Genomic DNA, 12,915 nt, shown 5'->3' on the forward strand with positions numbered 1-12,915 from the left:
TCGAAATGCCTGTCCGTCCGGCACCCGCCGAAGTCCCGCCGCCGCATGCGTGCCGCGAGGGCTGCGGCGCGTGCTGCATCGCGCCGTCGATTTCCAGCCCGATTCCGGGCATGCCCGACGGCAAGCCGGCCGGCGTGCGCTGCGTGCAGCTGGGCGACGACCTGCGCTGCATGATCTTCGGCCGGCCCGAGCGCCCCGCGTGCTGTTCCGGGCTGCAGCCGTCCGCCGACATGTGCGGCGCGTCGCGCGACGACGCGCTCGCGTGGCTCACGCGCCTCGAGGCCGCGACGCGGCCGGCGCATCCAGGAGAGGGTTCAGCATGACCGTTGCTCGCGCGCCCGGCCGGCGCCGTTTTCTCGCTGCCGCCATCGGCGCCGTCGGCGTGTGCGTATCGCTTGCCGCGTGCGCGTCGACGTTCCCGTTCATTCCCGATCACTACACGTTCTCGCGCGGCGACGTGCAGAAGGCCGTCGCGCGCAAGTTTCCTTACCAGAAGACGGTCGCGCAGGTGGTCGACGTGTCGCTCGCGAACCCGGCCGTCAACCTGCTGCCCGACCAGAACCGCGTCGCCGTGCAGCTCGACGCCCATTTCGCGAGCCCGTTCCTGCGCGGGCCCGTCAGCGGCAAGTTCACCGTGTCGGGCCAGCTCGCGTACGACGCGCCGAGCCGCTCGGTCGTGCTGAAGGCGCCGGCCGTCGACAGCCTCATGCTCGACGGCGATGCGCAGATGTACGCGCAGCAGGTCGGCGCGGCCGCCGGCCTGCTGGCGACGCAGTTGCTGACCAACTATCCGATCTACACGTTCAAGCCCGAACAGCTCCAATTTGCCGGGGTGAACTACGAACCCGGTACAATTACGATTCTTACAAACGGCATACGCGTGGCGATCGTCGAAAAGTGACGACGGCGCGCGCACGGCCGGGCGGGCCGCGCGCGCAAGAGTGGCCTTTTCTTTCGACCATTTCGGAGTTGGGCCACGGATGGACTGGATCCTGATCTGCAAGGCATTGATCCTCGGCGTCGTCGAGGGGCTGACGGAATTCCTGCCGGTGTCGAGCACCGGTCACCTGATCGTCGCGGGCAGCTTCCTGAATTTCAACGATTCGCACGCGAAGACGTTCGACGTCGTGATCCAGTTCGGCGCGATCCTCGCGGTCTGCTGGGAATACCGGCAGCGGATCGTATCCGTCGTGTCCGGGCTGCCGAGCCGGCCCGACGCACAGCGCTTCACGCTGAACGTCGTGATCGCGACGATTCCCGCGATCGCGCTCGGCCTCCTGTTCGAGAAGAAGATCAAGGCCGTGCTGTTCTCGCCGGTGCCCGTCGCGTTCGCGCTCGTCGTGGGCGGCGCGATCATCCTGTGGGCCGAGGCGCGGCAGCGCGAACGCAGCGAGCCGCCGCGCGTGCTGTCGGTCGATGCGCTGACGCCGCTCGATGCGTTCAAGGTCGGGATCGCGCAGTGCTTCGCGCTGGTGCCCGGCATGTCGCGCTCGGGCTCGACGATCATCGGCGGGATGCTGTTCGGTCTCGACCGCCGCGTGGCCACCGAATTCTCGTTCTTTCTCGCGATTCCGATCATCTTCGGGGCGACGCTGTACGAAACCGTCAAGGACTGGCAGGCGTTCACCGTCGATTCGCTCGGGCTGTTCGCGCTCGGGCTCGTCGCCGCGTTCGTCAGCGCGTTCGTGTGCGTGCGCTGGCTGCTGCGCTATGTCGCGACGCACGATTTCACGGTATTTGCGTGGTACCGGATCGCGTTCGGGTTGTTCGTGCTGCTGGTCGGTTACAGCGGCTGGCTGAACTGGGCGTGATGCCGAGCATGGGCCGATGCGCGGGCCCATGAAAAAGCCCGACCGGCGAGAGATGCCGGTCGGGCTTTTTCATTTTGCGTGGGGCGAAGCCGCTCAGCTTGCGCGCTTGCGGAACACCAAGTCCCACACGCCGTGGCCGAGCCGCAGCCCGCGCCGTTCGAATTTCGTCACCGGACGGTAGTCGGGGCGCGGTGCGTAATCGGCGGCGGTGTTTTCGAGCGTCGGTTCCGCGCCGAGTACTTCAAGCATCTGCTCCGCGTAGTTCTGCCAGTCGGTCGCGCAGTGCAGGTACGCGCCGGGTTTCAGGCGCGATGCGAGATGCGCGACGAGCGGCGGCTGGATCAGCCGGCGCTTGTGGTGACGCGCCTTGTGCCACGGATCCGGGAAGAAGATGTGCACGCCGTCGAGGCTTGCCGGCGCGATCATGTGCTCGAGCACCTCGACCGCGTCGTGCTGGATGATGCGGATGTTCGACAGATCCTGCTCGCCGATCAGCTTCAGCAGCGCGCCGACGCCCGGCTCGTGCACCTCGACGCCGAGGAAGTCGTCGCCCGGGCGGTGCGCGGCGATTTCCGCGGTCGACGCGCCCATCCCGAAACCGATCTCGAGGATACGCGGTGCGCTGCGGCCGAAGATCGCGTCCCAGTCGGGCAGCTCCGGCGCATACGGGACCACGAAGCGCGGGCCGAATTCGTCGAGCGCACGGCGCTGGCCGGTCGACACGCGGCCGGCGCGCGTCACGAAGCTGCGGATGCGGCGGCGGTGCAGCGGGTTGACTTCGTCGGCGCCTTCGGCGGCTTGGTCGGCTGCGTCGGGAATGGCGTCGTCGTGCGGCGGCAGGCCGGCTTCGTTCGGATCGTCGTGCATCATCGGTACAGAGAAAGGCTCGGTTCGGGCGAGGGCATCGGGCGCGCGGGAAGCGCCGGCGCGGTACAAAAAAGCCGCCTTCGACGAGGCGGCTGGCGCGCGGTTGCGGAACGTGGCGACGGGAGCGGCGATACGCCGTCAAGCCGTTGATCCTTAAGGATTTCCCGTTCAGCCAACCGGAAAGAGCCGGATTATGGACTGGTTTGATCGGGCTGGCAAGGTTGTGCGGGTCGCCGCCGGCGCGCCGCTCGCCCGGCCGGGCGCGCTCCGGGCCGGGGTCAAATGGCCCGAGGGCCGACGCGCATGCCGCTTCGGCCCTCGTTTCCGCGACCGGGCACGGCGTGCGTCACGCGACGCGCTGATCGAGCCGGCGGCGCGTGATCGCCTTGATCTGGTTCAGCGCGTAGTCGAGTTCGAAGGCGGTGTCGCGCGCCACCCGGCTTTCCAGTTCGAAGAAGATGCCGGCCTTCGTGTAGTGGCGCACGCAGATGATGAACGGGAAACCGTGTTGCTCGCGATACGCGCGGTTCATCCGCTGCAGGCGGATTTCCTCGTCGTCGGTCAGCGCGTCGAGACCGGCGCTCGTCTGTTCGCTGACCGATGCGTGCGTCAGTCCGCCGCCGCGTACCGCCTGTGCCGACAGCTCCGGATGGCGATCGAAGAACGCCTTTCTCGCGTCGATGCTGCGCGCGCGGATGCTGGCCATCATCGCGTCGTGCAGCGCGTCGACCGACGCGAACGGGCGCGCGGCCCATGCGGCTTCGGCGACGTCCGGCGAGTGCTCGAAGATGTCGCCGAGGGCTTGAACGAACTGGTCCTTCGTCATCGCGTTGAGCGCGGCGAGGTGGGTGGTGTCGAGTGGAGTCGAGGACATCGTCTGCAGGAACCTTCGAGCGGGAATGGAGGTTCCGAGTATAGGAATCGCGCCGGTCCGACCAGAAGTGGGCAAGACCTATTGGCCGTATACCAGTCGACGCATCGACCCCGCATGCCGGCCGTTGCAGGCCTGCCGCGTGGTGCGCGTCACGCGGTGCCGGCGATCGACGTCAGCCGCTCGCCGCTGTCCGACAGCAGCCCGCGCAGCCACGCGTGCGCGTTCGAGCGATGCTTGTTCGGATGCCACAGCACGTAGAAGCGCATCAGCGGAAAGTTGAACGGCGCGGGGCGGATCAGCAGCGGCAGGCGGCGCGCGTAGTAGGCCGCGAAATGCCGCGCGGTGGTCAGGATCAGGTCGGACTCGCTGACGAGGTACGGCGCGAGACTGAAGTACGGGCACGACATCTGCCGGCCGCGGCTCAGGCGCAACGTCGCGAGCGAACTTTCCACGACGCCGCGCTGCGAGCTCGAATAGGGCAGCGGCACCAGGTGCGACGCATCGATATAGCTTTCGGCGGTCAGCCTGCCGGGCTTCGCGAGCGGATTGTCCTTCGACATCAGGCAGACGATTTCGTCCTCCAGCAGCACGTTCATGTGCAGATGCTCGGGCGGCGTCGGCCAGTTGCCGATCACCACGTCGACCTGTCCTTCCGCGAGCGCTTTCTCGTAGTCGTAGTCGGTCCCCATCGGCAGCGTCACGAGCTTCGCGTTCGGCGCGTGCTGGCGGAACCGCCGCGCCAGGTCCGCGAAGAACGGCGGTGCGAGGTAGTCGGGCATCGCGATCGTGAACGTGCGGTCGGTGCGCTGCGGATCGAAGGCGTCGTCGGCGCTGAACATCTTGTCGAGCGCGTTGAGCGCGACCCGCGCGTCCTGCGCGAGCTGCAGCGCGCGCTCGGTGGGTACCATCTCGTTCTTTTCGCGCGTGAGCAGCGGATCGTCGAACAGCTTGCGCAAGCGTTTCAGCGCGCTGCTGAGCGCGGGTTGCGACTGATTCATCCGGATCGCCGTGCGCGACACGCTGCGTTCCTCGACCAGCGTACAGAGCACGCGAAGCAGGTAGGTGTCGAGCGGGTCGTCGTGGCGCATGGTGATTTCGGGTTCGTTGAGCGGCTCCACTTTGCCGTCGAGTGCCGAACGGCGTCAACGGGGCGTGCGGCAATGGCGAGATGGCAGGGAGCGGCGCCGAGCCGGGCGAAACAACCGCCGCGCATGACGGGTGACGCCCCGCGAAGCGGTACGGGGCGGCCAGCAGCGCGGTTTGCTATGGGGCCTATAACAACCCGCGCCTGTCTGCTGCGGGAGCCCTGCGATATGGTCGGGCTTCACAACAAGATCACGGCCTTGCAAGCCGCCGATGCTCGACCCGATCCGCCGCATGGCATGGCCGCGGGACGGGCGGTCGCGTCGCCGGTGCAGCGCGGCCGCGTCATTTCAGGAGACACCTGTGTCGGTCACGGAACAGCATTCGTCAGTCTATTCGGCGGTCGAGCCGACGCTCGAGGAGCACGTCTACCGGAAGGTGTCGTGGCGCCTTCTGCCGTTTCTCTGCGCTCTGTGGGTGCTCGCGTGGCTGGACCGCGTGAACATCGGCTTCGCGAAGCTGCAGATGCTCGATACGCTCAAGTTCAGCGAGGCCGTCTACGGGCTCGGCGCCGGCATCTTCTTTCTCGGCTACTTCTTCTTCGAAGTGCCATCGAACGCGTTGCTGCAGAAGATCGGCGCGAAGAAGACCATCATGCGCATCACGATCGGCTGGGGGATCATCTGCATCCTGCAGTCGTTCATCAAGACGCCGACGCAGTTCTACATCCTGCGCTTTCTGCTCGGCGCATTCGAAGCCGGCTTCTACCCCGGCATCATCCTGTACCTCACCTACTGGTATCCGAGTTCGCGGCGTGCGAAGGCGTTCGGCACCTTCATGTCGGCGTCGGCGATCGCCGGCGTGTTCGGCGGCCCGCTGGCCGGCAGCATCATGACGTCGCTCGACGGTGCGCACGGCTTCCACGGCTGGCAATGGCTGTTCGTCATCGAGGGCATCCCGTCGGTGCTGGCGGGCGTCGTCGCGTACTTCTACATGACCGACCGGCCCGAGCAGGCGACGTGGCTGTCCGTTGCCGAGCAGCAGGTCGTGCGCAACGCGCTGGACGCGGACAAACGCGAGCTCGGCGAGCGCGGCCACGACTGGCGCACGCTGTTCCGTAATCCGAAGGTGTGGCTGCTGATCGCGATCTTCTTCTGCCTGCTGTGCGCGAACTCCGCGCTGACGTTCTGGATTCCGACGATCATTCGCGACTCGGGCTTCGGTGCGACGGTGGTGATCGGCTGGATCGCCGCGCTGGCTTACGTGTTCGGCGCGGCGGGGATGATCCTGAACGGCGCGCGTTCCGACCGGAACCAGGAAGTGCGCTGGCATTTCGCGGTGCCCGCCGGATGCGGCGCACTGGCGATGGCGGCGATGGCTGTGCTGCTCGGGATGCCCGGTGTCGCGCCTGCGTTCACGATCGCCGCGATGATCATCGCGCTGGCCGGCACGATGAGCGCGATTCCGGTGTTCTGGCAATTGCCGAACCTGTATCTGGCGGGCAGTGCGGCGGCGATCGGCGTCGCGCTGATCAATTCGGTATCGAACCTCGCCGGCTTCGGTGCGCCGTACGTGCTCGGGCTCGTCAAGAGCGCGACCGGCAGTCTCGCGCCGGGCCTCTACCTCGTCGCGGCGATCGAGCTGATGGCCGCCGTCCTGGTCGTGACCGCCATCGTGCAGGCCCGCAAGTCGAAGGAGTCCTGATCATGAGCGACATCATCAAGCGTGAGCGCCGGCAGTTCGTGATGGCGTCGATGGCCGCGGCCGGCGGCGTGCTGCTGGCCGGCCGTGTACAGGCCGCGACGCTGCCGGCGGGGCAGGGCGATGCCTTGCAACCCGCGCAGGCTGCCGATCCGATTTCGCAGCATGGCGAGAGCCCGCGGCTGACCATCCACCTGCTCGATACCTACCATGGTGCGCCGGCAGTCGGCATGCACGTCGAGTTTTCGCGGATCGAGAAGGGCGAACCCGTGTCGATCCGCACCGCAGTCCTCAACCGGAGCGGACGGACCGACGCACCGTTGCTGATCGGCGATACGTACGTGGCCGGCGACTACGAGCTGCTGATGCGTGTCGACGATTACTTCCGGACGAAGGGCGTGCGGTTGCCGTCGCCGGCGTTCCTGTCCGAGGTGCCGATCCGCTTCCGCATCACCGATGCATCGGTGCGGCTGCATCTGCCTGTGCAGTTCGGGCCGTGGAACTACACGTACTACCGCGGCAGCTGAGCGGCAGGTTCTTTGCGGATTCCCCCGACCCGAATTGGAGCAAGCGAATGGCTGGCATCAGCACCCATGTTCTCGACCTGACGACCGGCAAGCCGATCGGCGGCGTGCCGATCGAGCTCTACGACCTGAGCGTGACGCCGCCGCGTCTGCTGAAGCGGACGGTCAGCAACGCCGACGGGCGCACCGACGCGCCGATGTTGAGCAGCGAAGCAGCCCGGGCCGGGCAGTTCGAACTGCGTTTCTCGATCGGCACGCATTTCAACGACGCGAGCGCGCTGTCCGACGTCGTGCCGATCCGTTTCACCGTATTCGATCCGGCACAGCACTATCACGTGCCGCTGCTCTGCTCGCCGTGGTCGTTCTCGACGTACCGCGGCAGTTGACCTCACCTGAATGGAGAAGCCGATGTCTCATACCGAAACCTACCTCGTCGATTCGATCCGTCTCGCGATGGAGAACGTGCGCGAACGCAAGACCTGGCCGTTCGGCGCCGTGCTCGTGCGCGACGGCAAGGTGCTCGCGCGTTCGGTCAACGAAGTGGAGGCGACGTGCGACCCGAGCGCGCATGCCGAGATGCAGGCCGTGCGTGCCGCCAGCAAGGCGCTCGGCAGCACCGATTTGAGCGGCGCGGTGATGTACGCGAGCGGGTATCCGTGTTCGATGTGCCTGTCGGCGATGTATCTGGCGGGCGTCAGCGAGGTGTATTACGCGTATTCGAACGAGGACGGCGAGCCGTACGACCTGTCGGCCGCGCGCGGGTATGTAGAGATTGCGCGGCCGCTGCATGAGCGCGAGATGAAGCTGGTTTATCACCGTGCGCGTGATGACGGGCCCGATCTGTACGAGGCCTGGCAAGTGGCGCAGGGTAGCTGAGCGATCGGCTCGCGCGACGCAAGGTTGACCGGTGCCGGCGCTGACGGCGCACTCCCTGGCACTGGTTTTAGGACACGCTTTCCCGGTGACGGAGGGCGTGTCCTTTTTTCTTGGTGCGGACCGTGAGTGCACGGCCATGTCTCGCTGCGGGGCGATTGAGTAGAATCGCTGACGCAGCCGGCATGGCTGGACGTGTCAGACGCGCGCGCAGCATGATGACAATGAACCGTGCGCGTTTTCAGTTCAACTGGAACGACAAGAAGCGGTAACGGCCGACATGGCGCTTCATGTTCCTCCGGTGGTTGCTTTCGCAACGGTCGTGAGAAATGATGCGTCGGCTTGAACCACGATCAATGGCGTTTGGAGAGAAAAGCCATGAGTGAAACGATTTCCGTGCGCCGCAAGGTCGGCAGCAGCCCGGCCATGCTCGCGCTGGCCGAGTGCGTGATCGCCGGTATCGCCGGCATGTCGATCGTGGATGATTCGGGGAGCTTTGCCGGTTCGTCGGGATTCGGCGCGATCGGCGCGGCGCTGGCGGTCGTGGCCCTGTGCGGCGTCGTTTCGCTCGGTGGGCTCGTTTGGGCGATAGGTGCGTTGCTCCACGCGAACGGCGATGCTGGAGCGGATGCAAGGCCGGCGTATTGCGCGATCGTGCTTCACGGTTTGCTGTGTCTGCCCATTCTCGTCGTGATTCTTGCTGCAAGGTAGAGGCGGCGTGCGCGAGGCGGCTGGAGCAGGCGCCGGATTTTTCGTCACGAACGAGCGATTGGGTGATCTTGCGACGGACGAGCGACGGAAATGCTTCGCCACTCACATTCAGGGGCGGATATCGCTGGAAGGGGGGAGATTCGGCGGCTGCCGGAAACCCAGTGAGCTTTGCGCGGCAAGGGTTTGAGAAGGACTGGAGCGGGCGATGGGAATCGAACCCTCGCGTCGAACACTACGCAAACCATTGATTACAAAGGAACATCCAGTGGGCGACTTCGCCCGCTGGAACCAACAAATGTAGCGCGGAGTATATCAGACCGTCGGCGCTGTGCTGGCGTCTACCTGTTGCCGCATGTTCGCCGCTTCGATCCGTTCGAGCAGTCGGCAGAGTTGGCCTCGGTGCCACTGACCGCCGTTCGCCGTCTTGATGCCAAGAGCGTTCAGCTCGGCCACCATGTCACGCTGAGAGAGGTTCCGCGCCCGGAATCCTGCCACCATGCCTGCCAGCTTCACTGCAAAGGCGTCGGCGGCGCGCTGGCGGGCTTCCACGTTCGGCTTGAGGTTCGCGGCTCCTGCCGTTCCGAGTTTCACGCCACGCGCCTTTGCTGCCGCCAGAGCGTCCTTTGTCCGCTTGCTGATCTGATCGCGTTCCCACTCGGCCATCACGGCGTGCATCTGGATCATGACCTTGTTCGCTTGCGGCATGTCAGCGGCTACGAAGTCGCATCCGGTTTCCAGGAGGCCCGACACGAAATGCACGTTGCGGGCGAGCCGGTCGAGCTTCGCAATGATGAGCGTCGCGCCACGGCGCTTGCACAGTTCAAGCGCGGCACGAAGCTGCGGACGCTTCGCCAACGCGTCAGCGCCCTTGCCGGTCTCTGTCTCCGTGAACTCGCCCACCAGTTCCCATTCGCCACCATTCAGGTAGCGGGCAACCGCTTCGCGCTGTGCGTCGAGACCCAAACCGGACGCGCCCTGACGCGCCGTGCTGACGCGGTAGTAAGCGACGAATTTCCCTTGTGCCATTTCATCCTCCTGCAAGCGGCCTCACGACGAGACGAACGTTTAATGTGAGGCCAGTATAACCGAAAACGACCTAATTCAAATCAAATATTGAATAGTTTTTGAGTAGTGTGTAGAATAGCTCTATCGAAAAATTGAAGGAGCAGGACGTGGAACTTTTGAACAGCAAGGCGGCAGCGGAATGGTTGAATGAGGCCCTGCCGGGGCAGTCGGTTGGATATTGGCAACGCTGGCTGACTAATAATCGCAGTCAAACGAGGCGTGTCCCGTATCGCATCCCATTCCAAACGGTAGTGGGCTTCAAGGCGGCTCACTATGTCGTGGATGAGCTTGCCCGGTTTGTCGAGTTCGAGAAGCAACGGCAGCTCGGCAGCGTCACGCTCACAGGACGCGCGGCTGAAGTCATGCGCGCGTATGGCATCGGGGAGAAGGGCGGCAGCACGACCGGCAGAAAGCTGAAGGTGTCCGGTATCCACCCGCAGGTGGACGAGGACGGGAAGCCATATGTCCAGCTAATCACCGATGACCCTCTGATGGTCTACCGGATCGAGGTGGCGGACGCGGTTGCCGTCCTGAAAGAACTGTCAGCAGCCGTTGACGTTTGCAAACGAGCTACGGCGTGAGGGGGAAAGCATGAAGGTCAAGGAAACCATCTATCCAGCGGGCGAAACCGCCGTGATTCTGCGCGACTTCCTCGGCGCGATGCGGTCGTGGGATGACGCTCTCGCCGACATGCGCAAGGGCAAGACCGATGTGTGCGGTCATGTGCTGACGCCTGCCGTGCGATACCACGACGGGCGCGCGTGGCGTCCAATGTATGCAAGCAGTGCAATCAAAGCGTTTATCAAGGCCGTCCACGCATCGACAACGCTTGCGGTCGCGAAGCAAGCGCCGCAGGGCATCGTTGTCGAATTCGATCCTGACGTCAACTGGCGGCATCAGAAAATCGCAACCGCTCCGGCTCTGGCCGCGCGCACATAGCATCATGGTCGCGCTTCAGAACTTCCGGCGAAAGGCTTGTGTGGACTGGTTGGACGTGAGGCTTCGCACCTCACGTCCGACACAGTTCCAGCACGTCCAATCCGCGCTCGACGCAGCGGGTGCGGGGAAGCTCTACGTCCTCGCTATTGACGATGGCCCCGGTGGTGTAGCGGATACGTTCGTTGTGCGCGCAACCGACAGGTTGGCGAACAACTACGCGGCACTCAGTAAGGTATTGGCGGAATTCGCGGCACCGTATCCGCTCACCCACGAACCGGAAATCGTAGCGATTGAGGTCGCGTGCGACTTCCTGCATACCGGAGAGGTGGAGCGCGACGCATCAACTATCGAAATGACCCGTCGCCTGCAATCGAGCTTGCTGACGGACGGAAGCAAACCCCGTCAGTTCGATCCTCAAGTCTGGGCCAATCGCTTCATGGATGTGCGGGGAGCGCGGCTAGACCCGCTTCTAAATTATCGCGAAGGCAACAAAGGGGATGACGTGTCGTGGCAGTGCTACTGGAAGCGCACGGATGGCGGCCAACCGCTTCCGCCGAACGAATGGCGCGCACGCGTCGAGGTCACCTTGCAAGGCGATGCACTCAAGAGCACTGGCTTAGTCAAGCTGGCGGACCTTGATGGATACAAGTTCACGAACCTTGCGCGCTTCTTCCGGTTCCGCATGCCCATTGATCCCGAGATACAAGCCAAAGGGGATCGGTTCAAGCTGGAGGCGATCAAGATCAACAGGCGCTTGAAAGACGCAACGCCGGAACGCGGCCTGCACAGCTTCCGGTCAGTAGGGCAGCGCGACAAGAAGCAACGCCTACGAAGCGAGAGCAGCCACCTGCAAGCGGACGACGAGCTTCAGCGCGCGGTAAAGGATGCCTTGCGCCACCTGAAGCCCTGATCGGTTTTTCCAAAAAAAGGGGCGAAAAAAACGACCTCAATCCCGCCCAGCTCTTGCTGGGCCTAGAGGTGGTCTGGCGGGCCTAATAACTGTAAACCATATGCATGCAGCACTGACACACACTCTCTCATGCTGCATTCCCTGTATTCACGGGAACATGAGAGGGTGAGGCAAAGCGACGCCCGGCCCCGAGAGGATGAAACGCAGCACTGCCGCCACGCAACAAAAAAGCGGCATGCACGAAGCGGTAAAGACCCCTAGAAGAAATAGCCGACCTCGAAGGGATACCGTGTTTCAACTGGCGGCAGTTTTTACGAAACCTTATACGGCGGGCCAAGATACACGGGAAGAGAGCACCCGGACCCGGACGCTCCCGACAGCGCGGCGATATGCGTGGTTACATCTGATTCCGATGCATGACTCGCACCATCTTGCCGTCTTTATCAAACAGGACTGCGACGTGCGCCCCCGAAGCCCCGATCACGGAGCCCTGCGAATACATCCATTGCAGCAACGTGCCGCCATTCGCTACCGCTGACGACGATGCGGGCTTGCCCAGCGCGGTTTCTGCGTCCTGAATTGTGGTCACGCCCGGACGCATCGAGTCCAGCGCGTCAGGGTCGAACTTATGTCCAATAGTCATACAGGCACTCACCGCCAATGAAGCAAGGGACAGCACGGCGATTCTTTTGATATTCATTTTTGTTTCCCCGATTTGTGCCGCGACTGCGGCGAATGCTAGGTGTCAAACAGTCCGGCTGCCGGTTTGGTCTTCGAAAGGCTTGTAGAACGTCCCGCAACGAAGGCACATGAAGACCTTCTCATACTCGGCAAGTGCAGCGGCGTGGACCTTCTTTGCTTCTGAGCGATTGGCAGCCACGACGCCGACCATTGCCAAAATTCCGCCGAAGAACCACCACACCGGAAAGCTCGTATCAGCGTCGAGGCCAAGCCATTTCGGCCCGAACGCGAAGCCATTCGCCCAGATAACTAGAAGCCAAAAGAAGTTTTTGAATGCGCTGCCCCGCTTGGGAGGCGCGGCCCTGAGGGCCAAAGCTGAAGCATTGACGCCGATCCCGGCATTGATTCCCGACGACCCTGCGAGCGCTCCGGCAGACAACCCAACGCCCTCGGCATGCACTAGCGATGCTTTCTTGATCTGGTCCGCGCCGCAACCAGGACAGCATTTGGCCTTTTCTTTTTTGCTCATCTTTTATGCACCAGAGATCACATGAACGCACATTTCGCCACTTTTAGAGCGCCCCCTATTGGGGCGGCGCTGAATAGTGCGTGGTCGAGATTATACCCACCCCGCAACATCACGCGGATGAAGACCCACACATCCTTGCGGCAGCGCTTCGGAGCGCGCGTTAGACAGCTTCGGAAAGAGAAGACGGACCTTAGCCAAGAAGCCTTCGCCGATAAAGTCGGCTTTGCCCGCTCCTACTTCGGTCGGGTCGAAACGGGCAAGGCGAACCCATCACTCGATGCAATTCAAACCATCGCGGAAGGGTTGGGCGTCGAAGTGAGCGCTCTTTTCGAGGACGACGATTAGTA

General features: G+C 63.8%; 18 protein-coding genes. 12 read left to right on the forward strand and 6 right to left on the reverse strand.

What is annotated here, in order from left to right; translation table 11 throughout:
• Positions 1–5: 5 nt before the first annotated feature.
• From DTA15_RS20460 to DTA15_RS20470, 3 genes are all read left to right on the forward strand, one after another.
• Positions 6–323: a YkgJ family cysteine cluster protein gene (locus DTA15_RS20460; RefSeq protein WP_012492897.1), complete on the forward strand. Its 318-nt coding sequence runs from the start codon at positions 6–8 to the stop codon at positions 321–323.
• Positions 320–901 (forward strand): DUF1439 domain-containing protein, encoded by a 582-nt coding sequence (locus DTA15_RS20465; RefSeq protein ID WP_006488582.1) that lies wholly within the window; start codon positions 320–322, stop codon positions 899–901. The genes DTA15_RS20460 and DTA15_RS20465 overlap by 4 nt, the downstream gene beginning before the upstream one ends.
• Before the next feature lie 79 nt (positions 902–980).
• Positions 981–1,811: an undecaprenyl-diphosphate phosphatase gene (locus DTA15_RS20470; RefSeq protein ID WP_006488560.1), complete on the forward strand. Its 831-nt coding sequence runs from the start codon at positions 981–983 to the stop codon at positions 1,809–1,811.
• Positions 1,812–1,904: 93 nt separating this feature from the next.
• On the opposite strand, the gene trmB is transcribed toward DTA15_RS20470, so the two are convergent.
• The 3 genes from trmB to DTA15_RS20485 form a co-directional block, all read right to left on the reverse strand.
• On the reverse strand, positions 1,905–2,681 hold the full coding sequence (gene trmB / locus DTA15_RS20475; protein ID WP_006488575.1) for a tRNA (guanosine(46)-N7)-methyltransferase TrmB: 777 nt from the start codon (positions 2,679–2,681) through the stop codon (positions 1,905–1,907).
• 343 nt (positions 2,682–3,024) lie between these two features.
• A complete protein-coding gene (gene uraD / locus DTA15_RS20480) occupies positions 3,025–3,552 on the reverse strand; it encodes a 2-oxo-4-hydroxy-4-carboxy-5-ureidoimidazoline decarboxylase (protein WP_006488536.1) in 528 nt (175 codons plus the stop codon).
• Between the two features lie 149 nt (positions 3,553–3,701).
• Complete coding sequence (locus tag DTA15_RS20485; protein ID WP_012492896.1) at positions 3,702–4,640, reverse strand: LysR substrate-binding domain-containing protein; 939 nt, start codon at positions 4,638–4,640, stop codon at positions 3,702–3,704.
• Positions 4,641–4,998: 358 nt separating this feature from the next.
• Here DTA15_RS20485 and DTA15_RS20490 point away from each other — a divergent pair, with 358 nt between their 5' ends.
• From DTA15_RS20490 to DTA15_RS20510, 5 genes are all read left to right on the forward strand, one after another.
• Complete coding sequence (locus tag DTA15_RS20490; RefSeq protein ID WP_006488553.1) at positions 4,999–6,339, forward strand: MFS transporter; 1,341 nt, start codon at positions 4,999–5,001, stop codon at positions 6,337–6,339.
• A gap of 2 nt (positions 6,340–6,341) precedes the next feature.
• The gene (locus tag DTA15_RS20495; RefSeq protein WP_006488562.1) at positions 6,342–6,863 is read left to right on the forward strand and encodes a hydroxyisourate hydrolase; all 522 of its coding nucleotides are present in this window, start codon (positions 6,342–6,344) and stop codon (positions 6,861–6,863) included.
• A 47-nt stretch (positions 6,864–6,910) separates the two neighbouring features.
• The gene (gene uraH, locus DTA15_RS20500; protein WP_006488577.1) at positions 6,911–7,246 is read left to right on the forward strand and encodes a hydroxyisourate hydrolase; all 336 of its coding nucleotides are present in this window, start codon (positions 6,911–6,913) and stop codon (positions 7,244–7,246) included.
• A gap of 22 nt (positions 7,247–7,268) precedes the next feature.
• On the forward strand, positions 7,269–7,736 hold the full coding sequence (locus tag DTA15_RS20505) for a nucleoside deaminase (RefSeq protein WP_006488558.1): 468 nt from the start codon (positions 7,269–7,271) through the stop codon (positions 7,734–7,736).
• A gap of 375 nt (positions 7,737–8,111) precedes the next feature.
• Positions 8,112–8,444: a hypothetical protein gene (locus DTA15_RS20510; protein WP_006488579.1), complete on the forward strand. Its 333-nt coding sequence runs from the start codon at positions 8,112–8,114 to the stop codon at positions 8,442–8,444.
• Between the two features lie 312 nt (positions 8,445–8,756).
• On the opposite strand, the gene DTA15_RS20515 is transcribed toward DTA15_RS20510, so the two are convergent.
• Positions 8,757–9,470: a recombinase family protein gene (locus tag DTA15_RS20515; RefSeq protein ID WP_006493965.1), complete on the reverse strand. Its 714-nt coding sequence runs from the start codon at positions 9,468–9,470 to the stop codon at positions 8,757–8,759.
• Positions 9,471–9,616: 146 nt separating this feature from the next.
• Here DTA15_RS20515 and DTA15_RS20520 point away from each other — a divergent pair, with 146 nt between their 5' ends.
• The 3 genes from DTA15_RS20520 to DTA15_RS20530 are packed head-to-tail and all read left to right on the forward strand — an operon-like array spanning position 9,617 to position 11,358.
• Positions 9,617–10,090 (forward strand): hypothetical protein, encoded by a 474-nt coding sequence (locus DTA15_RS20520; protein ID WP_127837588.1) that lies wholly within the window; start codon positions 9,617–9,619, stop codon positions 10,088–10,090.
• 10 nt (positions 10,091–10,100) lie between these two features.
• A complete protein-coding gene (locus DTA15_RS20525; protein ID WP_006488549.1) occupies positions 10,101–10,448 on the forward strand; it encodes a hypothetical protein in 348 nt (115 codons plus the stop codon).
• Positions 10,449–10,452: 4 nt separating this feature from the next.
• Complete coding sequence (locus tag DTA15_RS20530; protein WP_012492891.1) at positions 10,453–11,358, forward strand: hypothetical protein; 906 nt, start codon at positions 10,453–10,455, stop codon at positions 11,356–11,358.
• 397 nt (positions 11,359–11,755) lie between these two features.
• On the opposite strand, the gene DTA15_RS20535 is transcribed toward DTA15_RS20530, so the two are convergent.
• Entirely contained in the window at positions 11,756–12,058 is a 303-nt protein-coding gene (locus DTA15_RS20535; RefSeq protein ID WP_012492890.1) for a hypothetical protein, read from the reverse strand.
• Positions 12,059–12,103: 45 nt separating this feature from the next.
• Entirely contained in the window at positions 12,104–12,568 is a 465-nt protein-coding gene (locus tag DTA15_RS20540; RefSeq protein ID WP_012492889.1) for a hypothetical protein, read from the reverse strand.
• 117 nt (positions 12,569–12,685) lie between these two features.
• On the opposite strand from DTA15_RS20540, the gene DTA15_RS20545 reads away from it, so the two are divergent.
• Positions 12,686–12,913, forward strand: coding sequence for a helix-turn-helix domain-containing protein (locus DTA15_RS20545; RefSeq protein WP_012492888.1), 228 nt, complete (start codon positions 12,686–12,688; stop codon positions 12,911–12,913).
• Positions 12,914–12,915 lie beyond the last annotated feature (2 nt).

Source organism: Burkholderia cenocepacia (assembly GCF_900446215.1).
In the GTDB taxonomy this organism is placed as follows: domain Bacteria; phylum Pseudomonadota; class Gammaproteobacteria; order Burkholderiales; family Burkholderiaceae; genus Burkholderia; species Burkholderia cenocepacia.

What these genes read in the sequence shown, in the direction of transcription:
- uraH (WP_006488577.1), top strand. Translation starts at nt 6,911, where the DNA reads ATGGCTGGCATCAGCACCCATGTTCTCGACCTGACGACCGGCAAGCCG.
- DTA15_RS20470 (WP_006488560.1), top strand. Translation starts at nt 981, where the DNA reads ATGGACTGGATCCTGATCTGCAAGGCATTGATCCTCGGCGTCGTCGAG.
- DTA15_RS20545 (WP_012492888.1), top strand. Translation starts at nt 12,686, where the DNA reads ATGAAGACCCACACATCCTTGCGGCAGCGCTTCGGAGCGCGCGTTAGA.
- DTA15_RS20530 (WP_012492891.1), top strand. Translation starts at nt 10,453, where the DNA reads ATGGTCGCGCTTCAGAACTTCCGGCGAAAGGCTTGTGTGGACTGGTTG.
- DTA15_RS20505 (WP_006488558.1), top strand. Translation starts at nt 7,269, where the DNA reads ATGTCTCATACCGAAACCTACCTCGTCGATTCGATCCGTCTCGCGATG.
- DTA15_RS20540 (WP_012492889.1), bottom strand. Translation starts at nt 12,568, where the DNA reads ATGAGCAAAAAAGAAAAGGCCAAATGCTGTCCTGGTTGCGGCGCGGAC.
- uraD (WP_006488536.1), bottom strand. Translation starts at nt 3,552, where the DNA reads ATGTCCTCGACTCCACTCGACACCACCCACCTCGCCGCGCTCAACGCG.
- DTA15_RS20485 (WP_012492896.1), bottom strand. Translation starts at nt 4,640, where the DNA reads ATGCGCCACGACGACCCGCTCGACACCTACCTGCTTCGCGTGCTCTGT.
- trmB (WP_006488575.1), bottom strand. Translation starts at nt 2,681, where the DNA reads ATGATGCACGACGATCCGAACGAAGCCGGCCTGCCGCCGCACGACGAC.
- DTA15_RS20495 (WP_006488562.1), top strand. Translation starts at nt 6,342, where the DNA reads ATGAGCGACATCATCAAGCGTGAGCGCCGGCAGTTCGTGATGGCGTCG.
- DTA15_RS20525 (WP_006488549.1), top strand. Translation starts at nt 10,101, where the DNA reads ATGAAGGTCAAGGAAACCATCTATCCAGCGGGCGAAACCGCCGTGATT.
- DTA15_RS20460 (WP_012492897.1), top strand. Translation starts at nt 6, where the DNA reads ATGCCTGTCCGTCCGGCACCCGCCGAAGTCCCGCCGCCGCATGCGTGC.
- DTA15_RS20535 (WP_012492890.1), bottom strand. Translation starts at nt 12,058, where the DNA reads ATGAATATCAAAAGAATCGCCGTGCTGTCCCTTGCTTCATTGGCGGTG.
- DTA15_RS20510 (WP_006488579.1), top strand. Translation starts at nt 8,112, where the DNA reads ATGAGTGAAACGATTTCCGTGCGCCGCAAGGTCGGCAGCAGCCCGGCC.
- DTA15_RS20515 (WP_006493965.1), bottom strand. Translation starts at nt 9,470, where the DNA reads ATGGCACAAGGGAAATTCGTCGCTTACTACCGCGTCAGCACGGCGCGT.
- DTA15_RS20465 (WP_006488582.1), top strand. Translation starts at nt 320, where the DNA reads ATGACCGTTGCTCGCGCGCCCGGCCGGCGCCGTTTTCTCGCTGCCGCC.